Consider the following 14180-nt stretch of genomic DNA (forward strand, 5'->3'; position numbering starts at 1 on the left):
CGGTGGGATTTCGCGGGGGCAGACGGCAATGCGGCTAGCGGCGAGTCCAGATCACCGATGAACATGATCCACCAGCCGCACCCCGTGCCGGAGGAAGCCGTCGTGCGGCCAAGCGTCCAGACCATCAGCGTGCCGCCGGTCCATCCCGCCCCGGGTGCCAGCCCCGGCGCGGCCACGCCCGCGGGTGCGGCCCCCGGTTCGCCCCCGGCCGAGGCGCCGCTGGCCGAGGCTCCGCCGCGCCGCCGCCGGCTCTGGATTCCGGCCTTGCTGCTGCTGCTCGCCGGTGGCGGTGCCGCCGGCTACTTCTACACCCACCAGGCGCGGGAGGTGCCGACCTCCCCGGCCGCCAGCGTGACCGAGCCGATGTCGCAGGGCGAGTTCCGCCTTTCGGACAACGAGATGCGGGCGCTGCGGATCGAGGAGATGCAGCTCCGCGACTTCCGCGCGGAGCGGGTGGCGGAGGGCCGCATCGCCTACAACGAAGACCGCGCGACCCCGGTCTTCTCGCCCTATAACGGCCGCGTGGTCCGTGTCCTCGCCCGCATGGGGGACGCGGTGAAGGCCGGCGACCCGCTGATGGAGGTCGAGACCACCGACCTTGCCGGCGCCGCCAACGACCTGCTCTCGGCCGCCGATGCCGCCAACAAGGCGCGTGCCACGCTCGACCAGGCGAAGCGCGAGGAAGCCCGCCAGGTCAGCCTCTTCTCCGCCCGCGCCGCCTCGCAGCGCGACGTCGAACAGGCCCGGGTCGCCGCCATGGGCGCCGTCGCCGACCTGCGCAGCGCCGAGGCCAGCCTTTCCGCCGGCCGGGACAAGCTGCGCGTGCTCGGCCGCAGCATGGAGCAGATCGCCAGGATCGAGCAGACCCGCATGGTCGATGCCGTGGTGCCGGTGCCGGCGCCGATCGGGGGCACCGTGACCCAGCGCCGGGTCGGCCCGGGCCAGTGGCTCTCGACCGGCGCCTCGGACCCGGTCTTCACCATCGCCGACCTCTCCACCATGTGGCTGGTCGCCGCGGTGCGCGAGCTCGACGCGCCGCTGATCAAGGTGGGGCAGCCGGTGAAGGTCGCGGTCGGCGCCCTGCCGGACCGCGAATTCGACGCCCGCATCATCGCGACCAGCGCCGGGCTTGACCCCAGCACCCGCCGCATGACCGTGCGGGCCGAGGTGCTGGACCCCGACCACCTGCTGAAGCCCGAGATGTTCGCCACCTTCCGCATCTCGGTCGGCGAGGAGCAGCGGGCTGTCGCGGTGCCGGTGAACGCGCTGATCTACCGCGGCGCCGAGGCCAGCGTCTGGGTCGCGCTCGACGGCAACCGCTTCATCCTGCGCCGGGTGAAGACCGGCATCCGCAGCGGCGACATGGTCGAGGTGCTGGACGGGCTGCAGCCGGGCGAGCATGTGGTCACCGGCGGCGCGCTGTTCATCGACCGCGCCGCCCGGATCGATTGACCCGGCGCCCCGGCCTGGCCAGGGCCGGGACCAGGTTTCAGGAATGACGTGAAGGGGGCGGCGGCAAGCCGCCCCGACCCCTGCCGGGACACCAGCCATGCGCCAGATCGTCGCCTTCTCCCTGCAGCGCCGGCCGCTGGTGATCCTGCTGTTCTTCACCTTCATCGTCATCGGCCTGGTCGGCTTCACCAAGTTGAACATCGAGGCCTACCCGGACCCGGTGCCGCCGCAGGTCGTCATCATCACCCAGAACCCCGGCCAGTCCGCCGAGGAGATCGAGCGCTACGTCACCATCCCCGTCGAGGTCGCGATGGCCGGGCTGCCGAACCTGACCTCGGTGCGCTCGACCAGCCTCTTCGGCCTCTCGGACGTGCGGGTGCAGTTCAACTTCAACTATACCTACGACCAGGCGCTGCAGCAGGTGCTGAACCGGCTCGGCCAGCTCGACGGCCTGCCGGAGGGCGCGCAGCCGCAGATCTCACCGCTCAGCCCGATCGGCGAGATCATGCGCTACCGGCTGGTCGGCCCGCCCGGCTATTCGCTGGCCGACCTGAAGACGCTGCAGGACTGGGTGCTCGACCGTCGCTTCAAGCGGGTGCCGGGGGTGATCGACGTCACCTCCTTCGGCGGGCTGACGAAGAGCTACAACATCGTCATCGACCTGCCGCGGCTGGCAGCCCATGGCCTGGCGCTGCCGCAGGTGATCCAGGCGGTGCGCGCCGGCAATGCGACGGTCGGCGCCGGCACCATCCGGATCGGGCCGCAGGCGGCGGTGGTGCAGGGCATCGGGCTGATCCGCAACCTCGACGACATCCGCGGCGTGGTGGTCTCGGCCGAGGGCGGCAATCCGGTGCTCCTCTCCGACCTCGCCACGGTGGAGATCGGCAATACCCCGCGGCTCGGCATCGCCGGGCACGAGGACGACGACGACGTGGTGCTGGCCACCGTGCTGATGCGGCGCGGTGAGCAGACCCTGCCGACCATCCGCGGCGTGCAGGCCGAGGTGGCGCGGATCAATGCCGGCGGGGTTCTGCCGCCGGGCGTGAAGATCCACCCGCTCTATGACCGCGAGGACCTGGTGAAGATCACCACCCGGACGGTGGTGCACAACATCATCGAGGGCGTGATCCTCATCCTGGTCATCCAGTACCTCTTCCTCGGCGACTTCCGCGGCGCGCTGGTGGTGGCGGCCACCATCCCCTTCGCCTTCCTCTTCGCCATCCTGCTGATGCTCAGCCGGGGCGAGAGCGCCAACCTGCTGTCGCTCGGGGCGCTCGACTTCGGCCTGCTGGTCGATGCGACCGTCATCATGGTGGAGAACATCTACCGCCATCTCGGCCTGGCGCGGCAGGCAGCGCACCGCTACATCCCGCCGGCCGGGTCGAAGGAGCTTTCCGGTTTGTCGCTGACCGTCCTCCGGGCGGCGGGGGAGGTCGACAAGGCGATCTTCTTCTCGGCATTGATCATCATCGCCGCCTTCATCCCGCTCTTCACCCTGGGCGGGATCGAGGGCCGGATCTTCGGCCCGATGTCGAAGACCTACGCCTATGCGATCATCGGCGCGCTGCTGGCGACCTTCACGGTCACCCCGGCGCTCGCCGCGGCGATGCTGAGCGAGAACAGCCGGGAGCAGGACACCCACGTGGTCCGCGCGCTGCGCTGGGCGCATCGGCGGCTCTATGGCCTGGCGATGCGGGCACGGCTGGTCTGCGTCGCCCTGGCGGCGGCGCTCTTCGGCCTGGCGCTGCTGCTGCTCTCGACCCTCGGCGCCGAATTCCTGCCGACGCTCGAGGAAGGCAACCTCTGGGTCCGCGCCACCATGCCCGGGACCATCAGCCTCGAGGAGGGCAACGGCACGGTGAACCGCATCCGCGGCGTGCTGATGGAATTCCCCGAGGTCATCACCGCGACCAGCCAGCAGGGCCGGCCGGACGATGGCACCGACAGCGCCGGCTTCTTCAATGCCGAATTCTTCCTGCCGCTGAAGCCGCCGGACGAATGGACCACGGCGAAGAACCGCGATGGGCTGGTGCATGCCATGCAGGCCCGGTTGAGCCGGGAGTTCGTCGGCATCGAGTTCAGCTACGCCCAGGCAATCAGCGACAACGTGCAGGAGGCGGCCTCGGGCGTGAAGGGCGCCAATGCCATCAAGGTCTATGGGCCGGAGCTCGACATCATCGCCCACAAGGCGGAGGAGATCCGCCGCGTGATGACGGAGGTCGAGGGCGTCGCCGACCTCGCGGTCTTCCGCTCGCTCGGCCAGCCGACCGTTGCGGTGCAGATCGACCGGGCGCGCGCCGCGCGCTTCGGCCTCTCGGTCGGCGACATCAACGAGGTCGTGCAGGCGGCGATCGGCGGCAGCGAGGCGGGCCGGCTCTACGAGCCCGGCGGCGACCGCAACTTCCCGCTGATCGTCCGGCTCGCCGCGCCCTATCGCGACAGCATGGAGGCGATCGGCCGGGTGCCGGTCGGCGGGAACCGCGCGGCGACGCTGGCCGACGTGGCGGAGATCCGGCTGGTCTCCGGCGTGTCCTACATCTACCGCGAGGATGCCAGCCGCTACGTGCCGATCCGATTCTCGGTCCGCGGCCGCGACCCGGCCAGCACGGTGGCCGAGGCGCAGGCGCTGGTGGCGCAGCGGGTCGAGCTGCCGCCGGGCTACCGGCTGGACTGGCTCGGCGAGTTCCGCAACCTGCAGGAGGCGTTGGGCCGGCTGATGGTGGTGGTGCCGGCGGCGCTCGCCCTCATCCTCGTGCTGCTCTACGTGCAGTTCAACACGCTGCGGGAGACGCTGCTGGTCTTCGGCATCGTTCCGCTGTCGCTGACCGGCGGCATCGCCGCGCTGGCCGTGGCCGGGCTCAACTTCTCGGTCCCCGCGGCGATCGGATTCCTGGCATTGTTCGGCATCACGGTGATGGAAGGCATCATCATGCTGTCGCACTTCAACCACCTGCGGCTGGAAGGCATGCCCTGGCGCACCGCGCTGGACCAGGCCGGCACCGACCGGATGCGGCCGGTCTTCATGACCTGCTTCGCCAGCTTCACCGGCCTGCTGCCCATGGCGCTGGCCACCGGGATCGGCGCCGACGTGCAGAAGCCGCTCGCCCTCGTCGTCGTCGGCGGCATCGGGCTCGTCCCGCTCTTCATCCTCGTGGTCTTCCCCGTCATGATCGATCTCTTCGGCAAGCCGCGCCACCTGCGGCAGGAAAACGCCTCGGCGCGGGCGTTGGGCCTGCGGGCATGAGGCTGCGGCCCGCCCTGCTGCTCGGCGTCGCGCTGCTGGCACCGCCGGCCCTGGCCCAGACGGCGACCACCTCTCCGACGGCACCCGCGACCCCGGCGCCCGCTGCCGTGGGCAGCCTGCCCCTGCCGCTGGGCAAGGGGACGGAACCGCTGAGCCTGGCGGCGGCCGAGCAGCTGCTGATCGACCGCAACCTCGCGGTGATCGCCGCGCGGCGCGGCGTCGATGCGGCACGGGCCAACCGGCTCGTCGCCGCCTCCCTGCCGCCGCCGCAGGTGACGGTCGGCAACAGCTTCGCCCAGTTCAACGAAACCCAGGCCGGCGCCATCAAGGGTGCCCGCTTCCTCAGCCCGAGCAACAACATCGTCGCCGGGCTGCAGGTGCTGGTCGAGCGCGGCAGCAAGCGGACGCTCCGCACGCGCGTCGCCGAGGACCAGATCGGCGCGGCCGAGGCGCAGGTGCTGGACACCGTCCGCACCCAGCTCTTTACCCTGCGGCAAGCCTTCCTCGGCGCGCTGCTGGCCCGCGCCAACCTCGAGGTCGCGCTCGGCAACCGGATGAGTCTCGACCGGACCGAGACGCTGCTGCGCCGCCAGCTGCGCGACGGCGCCATCCCGGAAGGCGACCTGCTGCGCTTCCAGGCCAGCCGGCTGCAATTCGAGCCGGACGTGACGACCAATGCGCAGGCCTATGCCGCCGGCGTTGCCGCGGTGGCGGCGCTGCTCTCGGCCGATCCGGCCGCCTTCCAGCCGGGGGCCGGGCAGATCGGCGCGCTCGGCATCACGCCGGCGGTGCCGGGGGCGCTCGGCGCGGTGCCGCCCAGCCAGCGCGCCGCGGCGCCGTCGGGCCCGGCCAGCGCGCCGACCAGCGTTCGGACCATTCTATCCCCGGTCGCCTTCGACCTGCGCGGCCGGTTCAACGAGGTGCCGCAACTCGGCATCGGCCGCGACGAGTTGGCGCGGGGCATCGGGAGCCGAGCCGATGTCGTCGCGGCGCAGCGGCAATATGCCGCGGCCAATTCCAACCGGCTGCTGGCCGAGGCCGGGCGCTCGCGCGACGTGACTGTGAACGGCAGCTGGGCCCGGTCGCGGCTGTCGCAGGACCTGCCGAACTCGACCGACCAGCTGAACGCGGTGAACAGCTTCGGCATCCAGCTCTCGGTGCCGATCTTCACCCGCCGGATCATCGAGGGAAATGTCGGCGTCGCCAGCGCCCAGGCCGGCCAGGCCGAGGCGCAGGCACGCGCCACCCTGCTGCAGGCGCGCGCCGACTTCGCCGCCGCCTGGGCAACCTACGAACAGGCGCGCGCACTGCTGACACTGTTCACCGGCGGCGCGCTGAACCGGGCGGAAGAGGCCTATCGCAGCACCGAGCAGGCCTACCTCGCCGGCGGCCGGTCACTGATCGACGTGCTGGACGCGCTGCGCACGCTGAACGCCACGCGCATCCAATCCAACCAGGCGCGCTACGCCTATCTGCTGGCATTGGCGCAACTGGAACAGGCAACCGGCATCTCGGGCATCGCGCCGCGGCTGTGAGCCCGCACGGATCGGTGCGCAGCATCAACGGCGCGCGAGACGGCCTCGCGCGCCGTTGCGGCAACCGCCGATCCTTCCCACCCTCGGCAGCCAATCGCATTGAGGGAAGGTTGCCCATGGCCAGGATCGCGTTCGCTGCCAGTCTCCTCGGCCTGCTGGCGGGCTGCAGCCCGACCTTCAGCAGCCCGGAGCCGCGCCAGGTGATCGTGGTGCCGCAGGGCAGCGCCGTGGTCTGCCCCGGCGGATACGCCCCGCCCTGCCGCTAGGGCGCCTCAGGCCGTACAGCCGATCGGGCGGAGCTGCGCCAGCACGGCGTCGGCCAGCACCACTCCGGCGGGATCGACCGGCAGGCCGGCGCGCCGCAGCGCCGCCGCTGTCCAGGTATTGCACGTGAAGCCGAGCGTGTAGTCGCGGCTGGCCGCGAGGAACAGGCTGCCCTGCAGCGACTGCGCCGCGGCCTCCGGGGCGATGCTCTCCCACAAAAAGCCGGCAAGCGCGGCCAGACCTTCATCATTCAAGGGCAGGGCGGTGACGCGGCCGGGCCAGGCCTCACGCGGCGCGACGCGCAGGCCTTTCACCTGGATGACGCCGGGGCCGGGCAGGGGCCCCAGCAGCAGTTCCGAAATATTCCCTGCCTCCGCCAGGACATAGCTGCGCTTGCCGAAGCCGAAGGCGAGCGTCCAGGCGCCGGGGAACAGCGCGCGCAGGCCGGCGAGGGGCTCCGGCAGCGTCGCGGCGTCGAGCGCGATCTCGGTATGCCAGCCCTGGTCGACCACCCAGGCCATGGCGCCTTCCGGCCGCGCGGCGCAGGTCGGCGGCGCAGGACGGACGCAGCCGGCGAGCAGGCCGAGGGCGGCGGCCACGGTCTTGCGACGGCCGGTGACGGCGGCGATAGTCATGCGGAAGGACGGGGCCCGCGCGGTGAGCCGAAGCGGTTCGCATGCGCCAAGCGGCTCCGCAAGCGGGGAACACGACCATGGACATGGACATCCGCGGCAAGCGCGTGCTGGTCACCGGCGGCTCGAAGGGGATCGGCCTGGCCTGCGCCCAGGCCTTCGCGGCGGAGGGCTGCGACGTGATCCTCGCCTCGCGCGACCCGGCGGCGCTGGAGACGGCCGCCGCCGCCCTCCGCGGCCGGCACAACGTGAATGTCGCCGTCTTCGCCGGCGACCTCGGCGAGAGCGCGGCGCGCACCGCGCTGCATGCGGCGCATCCCGAGATCGACGTGCTGGTGAACAATGCCGGCGCCATCCCGGGCGGCACGGTGCACGACATCAGCCTCGACCGCTGGCAGCAGGCCTGGGCGCTGAAGGTCTTCGGCTACATCCACCTGACGCAGCTCTATTTGCCGGGGATGGAGGCGAAGCGGGACGGCGTCATCGTCAACATCATCGGCATGGCGGGGCGCGGGCCGCGTGCGGACTACATCTGCGGCGCGGCGGGCAATGCCTCGCTCATCGCCTTCACCGCGGCGCTCGGCGGCAAGTCGCCGGACCACAACGTGCGCGTGGTCGGCATCGCGCCGGGGGCCACCATGACGGACCGCATCATCACCCTGTCGAAGAGCCGCGCGAAGACGAAGTTCGGAGACGAGAGCCGCTGGGAGGAGATGCTGGCCGGTTTGCCTCTGGGCCGGGCGGGAAAGCCGGAGGAAATCGCCGATCTCGCGGTCTTCTGCGCTAGCCCGCGCGGCGGGTATCTGTCGGGCGCGACGCTCGACGTGGATGGCGGGGCGCAGTTCCGGGGCTGAGTGCTGGTTCGGAAGGCAGGATTGGGGAGGAAAAAGTATTCCCTCCCCAGATCCCAGCCTTCCTTTTTGGGAGGCGGCTGCCGCCGCGCGGCGAGTGCCGGACTCAGAAAAATAGATGAGGGGTCCGGGGAGAATACCTTCTCCCCGGCCTGCGGCGACCCACGGGTGACCACTGCAACGCGGAAGACTCCGATGGAATTCAGGCTGACCGACGAGCAGCGCGCGCTGATCGCGCCGGTGCGGGAAATGGCGCAGACCACCTTCCGCCAGCGGGCGCTGCGCTGGATGGACGGCACCTTCCCCTGGGACAATATCCGCGACCTCGCGGGTCTCGGCGTGCTCGGGATGACGGTGCCGGAGGAGTATGGCGGCCTGGGCCTGCCGGTCTTCGAGACGGCGCTGGTCCTCGAGGAGATCGCCAAGGTTTGCTACCCCACGGCGATGGCGGTGCTGGGCGAGGCGGGGGTGCAGACCCGCGTCATCGCCAGGTATGCGCCAGAGGGCATCCGCGCCCGCATCCTGCCCGCGGTGGTCAGCGGCGACTGCATCCTGTCGATCTGCATGACCGAGCCGCATGCCGGCACCGACGTGGCGAACTACCGAACCAATGCGGTGGTGAAGCACGACCGCGTCATCGTCAACGGCAGCAAGACGCTGATCAGCCGGGCGGAGGAAGCCGGCATGTTCGTCGTCTTCACCCGCATCGACGGCCGCCCGGGCCGCGAGGGCATCGGCTGCGTGCTGGTCGAGCGCGGCACGCCGGGCCTGGCGGTGACCGGCACCTACCACACCATGGGCGGCGAGAACCTGCACGAGGTGCAGTTCAACGACATGGAAGTGCCGCTCGAGAACCTCGTCCTGCGCGAGGACGGCTTCAAGCGGCTGCTGACCGCCTTCAACACCCAGCGTTGTCTCAACCCGTCGATCAGCCTCGGCCTGGCCGAGGGCGCCTTCGACGAGACCACGCGCTACGTGCGGGACCGGCCGGTCTTCGGCAAGCCGATCGCCGATTTCCAGGGCGTGCGCTGGAAGCTGGCCGACATGTACAAGGATATCGAGGCGGCGCGCGGCCTGCTCTACCGCGCCTGCTGGACCGCCGACCCGTTCCCCGACCCCTTCCTGGCGGCGACCGCCAAGGTTTTCTGCAACGAGATGGCGATCCGCGTGACCAATGAGGCGGTGCAGCTGCATGGCGGCTTCGGCTTCACCGACGAATATCCGGTGTCGCGGTTGTACCGGGGGGCGCGCTACGGCTCGCTCGGCGGCGGTGCCTCGGAGACCCTGCGCGACCTGATCGGGCGGAAGCTGGCCGGCGAGGATCTGGGCCCCGACGGCATCATGGGCCTCGGCTACTTCTGAGGCGCGGCCTCGAGGCACTGCACCAGCAGCGTCAGCAGCCGCGCGCCGAAGACGCGCATGTTCGCCACGCGGTCGGTATTGCCGGTCTCGATGGTGAGGGAGCGGCTGACCGGGCCGGCGACCGCGAGGACGCCATGCCCCGCGGCATGGCCGTAGCTGTTGCCGGTCGGCCCCGCCGCACCGGCCTCGCCCAGGCCCCAGGCGGCGCCGAGGCGTTCGCGCGCCGCCTGCGCGAGCAGCGCGGCCATCTCCTCGGAGGCCGGCGCCGCCGCCTTGAGCGCCGCGACCGGGACGCCCAGCAGCGTGGTCCGTGCGGCCCGCGTATAGACAACGCCGCCACCGAGGAAATAGGCGCTGGCGCCGGGCACCGCGAGCAGCGCCGCCGAGACGAGCCCACCGGTCGCGCTTTCCCCCACCGCGATGGTCTCCCCGCGCGCCTTCAGCAAGGCGCCGGCGCGGGCGGCGATGGGCAGGAGCGTGTCCATGGATGATCCTCCGGTCTCGCGGGAACGCTAGGCGGCAGCCCGGGCCGCGGCAAGCCGCGCGATTGACAGTTGCGGGCGCGGCATGCTCGCCTTCGCCGCAAGCCCCGGGACGGGGCGCGGAGGATAACGCATGCCCGCCTCCCTCTCCGCAGCCGCGGTCGCCGACTACGGCCGGCTGGGCTACCACTTCCCGATCCGCGCCTTCGCGCCGCCCGAGGCGGAGGCGATGCTGGCCCGGCTGCGGGCGACGGAAGCGAGGCTCGGCGGCAGGCTCACCGGGCGGATGAACCAGAAGCCGCATCTGCTCTTTCCCTGGATCTGCGACCTGGTGCGGCACCCCGCGGTGCTGGATGCGGTCGAGAGCGTGCTGGGGCCGAACCTGCTCTGCTGGAGCAGCCAGTTCTTCATGAAGGACGCGCGCGACCCGGCCTACGTGTCGTGGCACCAGGACGGCACCTATTGGGGCCTGTCGAGCCCCGAGGTCGTCACCGCCTGGATCGCCTTCACGCCCAGCATCCCGGAAAGCGGCAACATGCGCGTGGTGCCGGGCACGCACCGGACCAAGGTCCCGCATACCGATACCTTCGCGCAGGACAACCTGCTCTCGCGCGGGCAGGAGGTCGCGGTGCAGGTGAACGACGCGGAAGCGGTCGACATCAGCCTGCAACCCGGCGAGATGAGCCTGCACCACGTGCTGATCGTGCATGGCTCGGAGCCGAACCGCGCGGGCTGGCCACGGATCGGCCTCGCGGTGCGCTACGTCCCGACCCATGTCCGCCAGTTGGGCGGCCCGCGGGACAGCGCGCTGTTGGTACGCGGCCATGACAGCTTCGGCCATTTCGAGCACGAGACCGCGCCGGAGGCGGACCTGCACCCGCATGCCCTGGCGCGGCACAAGGCGATCATGGATCGGCAGCTTGCCATCCTTTATGCCGGCGCGGCGAAGGACGGGCAGCTCGGCGCGACGATCCAGCCCGGCTGAGGCGTTGACGCGGCGGCCAGGGGTGACAGACTCCCGCCCGCGGAGGAAACAACCATGCTCTCGATCGAACCGACCGGCGCCGTGCTGGGCGCCACCGTGCACGGGCTGGACCTGACCCGGCCCCTGGCGGATGCCGATTTCGCCGTCGTCCTGCGGGCGCTCGGCGAGCACGGCGTGCTGCGCATTCCGGGCCAGCGGATCGAGGCACGCGACCTCCGCGACTTTTCGCGGCGCTTCGGCAGCATCCAGGGCTCGGTGACCGGGAAGTTCCATCACCGGGATGTGCCGGAGGTCGGCATCCTCTCCAACGTCGTCGAGAACGGCGAGCCGATCGGCATCGCCGATGCCGGGCAGGACTGGCACACCGACATGTCCTACACCGCGACCAAGGGCTTCGTGAACGTGCTCTACGCGGTGAAGGTGCCCGAGCGCGACGGCAGGTCCCTGGGCGACACGCTGTTTGCCAACATGCACGCGGCCTATGAGGACCTGCCCGCCGAGATCAAGGCGCGGCTCGCCGGCATGACCGCGCGGCACGACTTCAACGTCTTCTGGGAGAACATGCGGACCCGCCCCGGCAGCGCCCGCGCGCCGCTGACGCCGGAACAGCGCGCCAAGCGCCCGCCGGCGGTGCACCCCGTCTTCATGACCCATCCGATCACCGGCCGCACCGTGCTCTACTGCAATCCCGGCTATGCCGAGCGCATCCTGGAACTGCCCGAGGCGGAGAGCCGGGAGATGCTGGACTTCCTCTTCGCCCACCAGCTTCAGGCGAAGTACCAGTACGCACATAGCTGGACGGTCGGCGACGTGCTGATCTGGGATCATCTCGGCACGCTGCACAACGCCATCCCGGATTACGGCCCGCAGGAGGAACGGCTGATGCTGCGTTGCCAGGTGATGGCGGAGAGCGTCTTTGATCCGGGCTTTCGTCACCAGTGGCTGCGGGCGGCCTGACCGATGCGCATCGCCAGCTATGCCACGCAAGCCGGCCCGTCCTTCGGCATCGTCACGCCGGATGGCATCGTCGATCTCGGCCGCCGCACGCCGCATGCGGATATCTCCGCCGCGCTTGCCGCGGGTGCGCTGCCGGACCTGGTTGCGCATGCCGCCGCGGCGCCCGACTTCGCCCTGGCCGATGTCACGCTGCTTCCCGCAGTGCCCTCGCCGCTTCGGAAGGTGCTCTGCGTTGGCCTGAACTACCGCGCCCATGTGGCCGAAAGCGCGGGTCGGGAGGTGCCGGAGAACCCGCGGATCTTTGCCCGCCTCGCCGATACCATCATCGCGCATGGCGCGCCGCTCTGGCGACCCGTCAACTCCACGCATTTCGACTACGAGGGCGAGCTGGCCGTGGTCATCGGCAGGCCGGGCCGCCGGATCCCGGCAGCGCAGGTGCTCGACCACGTCGCCGCCTATACCATCTTCAACGACGGCAGCCTGCGCGACTACCAGAAGCACTCGGTCACGGCGGGGAAGAACTTCCCCAGCACTGGCCCGCTCGGCCCCTGGCTGGTCACCGCCGACGAGATCCCCGACCCGGCGGCGCTGACGCTGGAGACCCGGGTGAACGGCGAACGCCGGCAGCATACCCGGACCAGCGACATGATCCTCTCGGTCCCCGAGCTGATCGAGTACATTTCCGCCTTCACCTCGCTCTCGCCCGGCGACGTCATCGCCACCGGCACGCCCGAGGGCGTGGCCCATGCCCGCAAGCCGCCGCCCTGGCTCAAGCCCGGCGACGTGGTCGAGGTCGAGATCAGCGGCATCGGCATCCTGCGCAACCCGGTGGTGGCGGAGCCGGCGTGAGCCTCCGCCTCGGCCTTTTCGCCGCGCTGCTGGCCCTGCCGGCCGCGGCGCAGACGCTGATCATGGCGGTCGGCGCGCCCGTCACATCGATCGACCCGCATTTCCACAATATCGGGCCCAACAACACTGTCGCCTCGATGCTGTTCGACACCCTGCTGCAGCAGGACGGCGACTCCCGGCTGCAGGCGGGCCTTGCCGAGCGCTGGGAGCCGGCCGCGGATGGCGATGGCTGGGAGTTCACCCTGCGCGAGGGCGTCCGCTTCCAGAATGGCGCGCCGCTCACCGCGGAGGACGTCGCCTTCACGCTGGCCCGGGTGCCGCGCGTCGCCAACAGCCCCGGCGCCTTCACCGTCTTCACCCGCCAGGTGCGGGCGGTCGAGATCCTTGATGACCGCCGCTTCCGCCTGCGCACCGGCGGCGCCTCCCCGGTGCTGCCGAACGACATCTCGCAGGTCGCCGTCCTGCACCACGTCATCCACCGCGATGCGACGACGGAGGGCTTCAACTCCGGCGAGCTCGCCATCGGCACCGGCCCCTGGCGGCTGCAGTCCTGGCGCAGCGGCGACCGGATGGAACTGGCTCGCAACGATGGCTGGTGGGGCGGGGCGTTGCCCTGGCAGCGCGTGACCTACCGGCTCATCCTGAACGACAGCGCCCGGGTCGCCGCGCTGCTCTCGGGCGACGTCGAGTTCATCGACCAGGTGCCGACCAGCGACATCGCCCGGCTGCGCCGCGACCAGCGCCTCGCCGTCTCGGACAAGCCGAGCCTCCGGCACCTCTACCTCGCCTTCGATCACCTGCGGGACGGGCCGACGCCCTTTGTCACCGACAACGACGGCAAGCCCCTGCCGCGCAACCCGCTGAAGGATGTACGGGTACGCCGGGCGCTGTCGCTCGCCCTCGACCGCCGGGCGATCGTTGAGCGGGTGATGGAGGGTGTCGCGGTGCCGACCGGCCAGTTCATGCCGCCCGGCGCTTATGGCTACGATCCGACGATCCCGGTGCCGGAGATCGACACCGAGGCCGCGCGCCGCCTGCTGGCCGAAGCCGGTTATCCCCAGGGGTTCCGCCTGACCCTGCACGGCTCGAACGACCGGTACCTCAACGATGCGCGCATCCTGCAGGCGGTCGCGCAGATGTGGAGCCGCGCCGGCGTGCGCACGGCGGTGGAGGCGGCGCCCTATGCGTCCTTCATCTCGCGCGCCAGCCGGCAGGAATTCTCCGCCTTCCTGGTCTCCTGGGGCTCTTCCTCCGGCGAGCCGTCCGCCGGGCTGCGCGCCGCCCTCGGCACCTGGGATCCGGCGAGCGGGATGGGCGCGGTCAACCGCAGCCGCTATTCCAACCCGGAATTCGACAAGCGGGTGCTGGCGGCCATGAACATCCTCGATCCCGGGGCGCGGGAGCGGATGCTGCAGGAGGCGACGCGCGTCGCCATGGTGGACGACGCCGCGATCCTCACCACCCATTTCCAGGTCAATGTCTGGGCCATGCGCCGGGGCCTGCGGCATGACGGCCGCGCCGACGAGCGCAGCCGGCCGCAGGACATCCGGCCGGCCGAATAGGGAAG

12 protein-coding genes are annotated in these 14180 nt (G+C 71.1%); 10 read left to right on the forward strand and 2 right to left on the reverse strand.

The genetic code is table 11. The annotated features are described in order from the left end of the window. The first annotated feature begins 57 nt into the window (after window positions 1–57). From E2C06_RS38465 to E2C06_RS37460, 4 genes are all read left to right on the forward strand, one after another. Entirely contained in the window at window positions 58–1452 is a 1395-nt protein-coding gene (locus tag E2C06_RS38465) for an efflux RND transporter periplasmic adaptor subunit (protein ID WP_133288146.1), read from the forward strand. 97 nt (window positions 1453–1549) lie between these two features. Then, window positions 1550–4696 (forward strand): efflux RND transporter permease subunit, encoded by a 3147-nt coding sequence (locus E2C06_RS08365; protein ID WP_133288147.1) that lies wholly within the window; start codon window positions 1550–1552, stop codon window positions 4694–4696. After that, a complete protein-coding gene (locus E2C06_RS08370) occupies window positions 4693–6231 on the forward strand; it encodes a TolC family protein (protein WP_133288148.1) in 1539 nt (512 codons plus the stop codon). The genes E2C06_RS08365 and E2C06_RS08370 overlap by 4 nt, the downstream gene beginning before the upstream one ends. A gap of 116 nt (window positions 6232–6347) precedes the next feature. After that, complete coding sequence (locus tag E2C06_RS37460) at window positions 6348–6497, forward strand: hypothetical protein (protein ID WP_165982277.1); 150 nt, start codon at window positions 6348–6350, stop codon at window positions 6495–6497. A gap of 6 nt (window positions 6498–6503) precedes the next feature. Here the strand turns inward: E2C06_RS37460 and E2C06_RS08375 are convergent, their stop codons facing one another. Further along, window positions 6504–7130 (reverse strand): DUF2459 domain-containing protein, encoded by a 627-nt coding sequence (locus tag E2C06_RS08375; RefSeq protein ID WP_133288149.1) that lies wholly within the window; start codon window positions 7128–7130, stop codon window positions 6504–6506. A gap of 77 nt (window positions 7131–7207) precedes the next feature. Between E2C06_RS08375 and E2C06_RS08380 the strand changes: the two genes are divergently transcribed. Both E2C06_RS08380 and E2C06_RS08385 read left to right on the forward strand, forming a co-directional pair. After that, the gene (locus E2C06_RS08380; protein WP_133288150.1) at window positions 7208–7981 is read left to right on the forward strand and encodes an SDR family oxidoreductase; all 774 of its coding nucleotides are present in this window, start codon (window positions 7208–7210) and stop codon (window positions 7979–7981) included. Between the two features lie 192 nt (window positions 7982–8173). Continuing rightward, the gene (locus E2C06_RS08385; RefSeq protein WP_133288151.1) at window positions 8174–9340 is read left to right on the forward strand and encodes an acyl-CoA dehydrogenase family protein; all 1167 of its coding nucleotides are present in this window, start codon (window positions 8174–8176) and stop codon (window positions 9338–9340) included. Here E2C06_RS08385 and E2C06_RS08390 read toward each other — a convergent pair. Further along, a complete protein-coding gene (locus E2C06_RS08390) occupies window positions 9331–9825 on the reverse strand; it encodes a CinA family protein (RefSeq protein ID WP_133288152.1) in 495 nt (164 codons plus the stop codon). The genes E2C06_RS08385 and E2C06_RS08390 overlap by 10 nt on opposite strands. 130 nt (window positions 9826–9955) lie before the next feature. Between E2C06_RS08390 and E2C06_RS08395 the strand changes: the two genes are divergently transcribed. From E2C06_RS08395 to E2C06_RS08410, 4 genes are read left to right on the forward strand one after another with little or no spacing between them, the layout of a single operon-like run. Beyond that, window positions 9956–10807, forward strand: coding sequence for a phytanoyl-CoA dioxygenase family protein (locus E2C06_RS08395; RefSeq protein ID WP_133288153.1), 852 nt, complete (start codon window positions 9956–9958; stop codon window positions 10805–10807). Between the two features lie 54 nt (window positions 10808–10861). Beyond that, complete coding sequence (locus tag E2C06_RS08400) at window positions 10862–11764, forward strand: TauD/TfdA dioxygenase family protein (protein WP_133288154.1); 903 nt, start codon at window positions 10862–10864, stop codon at window positions 11762–11764. A gap of 3 nt (window positions 11765–11767) precedes the next feature. Then, window positions 11768–12613: a fumarylacetoacetate hydrolase family protein gene (locus tag E2C06_RS08405; protein ID WP_133288155.1), complete on the forward strand. Its 846-nt coding sequence runs from the start codon at window positions 11768–11770 to the stop codon at window positions 12611–12613. Further along, window positions 12610–14175 carry an ABC transporter substrate-binding protein gene (locus E2C06_RS08410; protein ID WP_241671174.1) on the forward strand — a complete coding sequence of 522 codons (1566 nt, stop codon included), beginning with the start codon at window positions 12610–12612 and terminating at the stop codon, window positions 14173–14175. Before E2C06_RS08405 ends, E2C06_RS08410 begins: the two co-directional genes overlap by 4 nt. Window positions 14176–14180: the final 5 nt, after the last annotated feature.

The sequence above is a fragment of the Dankookia rubra genome (assembly GCF_004355005.1).
Classification (GTDB): Bacteria; Pseudomonadota; Alphaproteobacteria; order Acetobacterales; family Acetobacteraceae; genus Paracraurococcus; species Paracraurococcus ruber_A.

Bases quoted from the DNA above. Each gene is read 5' to 3' on its own strand.
- E2C06_RS38465 (WP_133288146.1), top strand. From the start codon at position 58: ATGAACATGATCCACCAGCCGCACCCCGTGCCGGAGGAAGCCGTCGTG.
- E2C06_RS08365 (WP_133288147.1), top strand. From the start codon at position 1,550: ATGCGCCAGATCGTCGCCTTCTCCCTGCAGCGCCGGCCGCTGGTGATC.
- E2C06_RS08370 (WP_133288148.1), top strand. From the start codon at position 4,693: ATGAGGCTGCGGCCCGCCCTGCTGCTCGGCGTCGCGCTGCTGGCACCG.
- E2C06_RS37460 (WP_165982277.1), top strand. From the start codon at position 6,348: ATGGCCAGGATCGCGTTCGCTGCCAGTCTCCTCGGCCTGCTGGCGGGC.
- E2C06_RS08375 (WP_133288149.1), bottom strand. From the start codon at position 7,130: ATGACTATCGCCGCCGTCACCGGCCGTCGCAAGACCGTGGCCGCCGCC.
- E2C06_RS08380 (WP_133288150.1), top strand. From the start codon at position 7,208: ATGGACATGGACATCCGCGGCAAGCGCGTGCTGGTCACCGGCGGCTCG.
- E2C06_RS08385 (WP_133288151.1), top strand. From the start codon at position 8,174: ATGGAATTCAGGCTGACCGACGAGCAGCGCGCGCTGATCGCGCCGGTG.
- E2C06_RS08390 (WP_133288152.1), bottom strand. From the start codon at position 9,825: ATGGACACGCTCCTGCCCATCGCCGCCCGCGCCGGCGCCTTGCTGAAG.
- E2C06_RS08395 (WP_133288153.1), top strand. From the start codon at position 9,956: ATGCCCGCCTCCCTCTCCGCAGCCGCGGTCGCCGACTACGGCCGGCTG.
- E2C06_RS08400 (WP_133288154.1), top strand. From the start codon at position 10,862: ATGCTCTCGATCGAACCGACCGGCGCCGTGCTGGGCGCCACCGTGCAC.
- E2C06_RS08405 (WP_133288155.1), top strand. From the start codon at position 11,768: ATGCGCATCGCCAGCTATGCCACGCAAGCCGGCCCGTCCTTCGGCATC.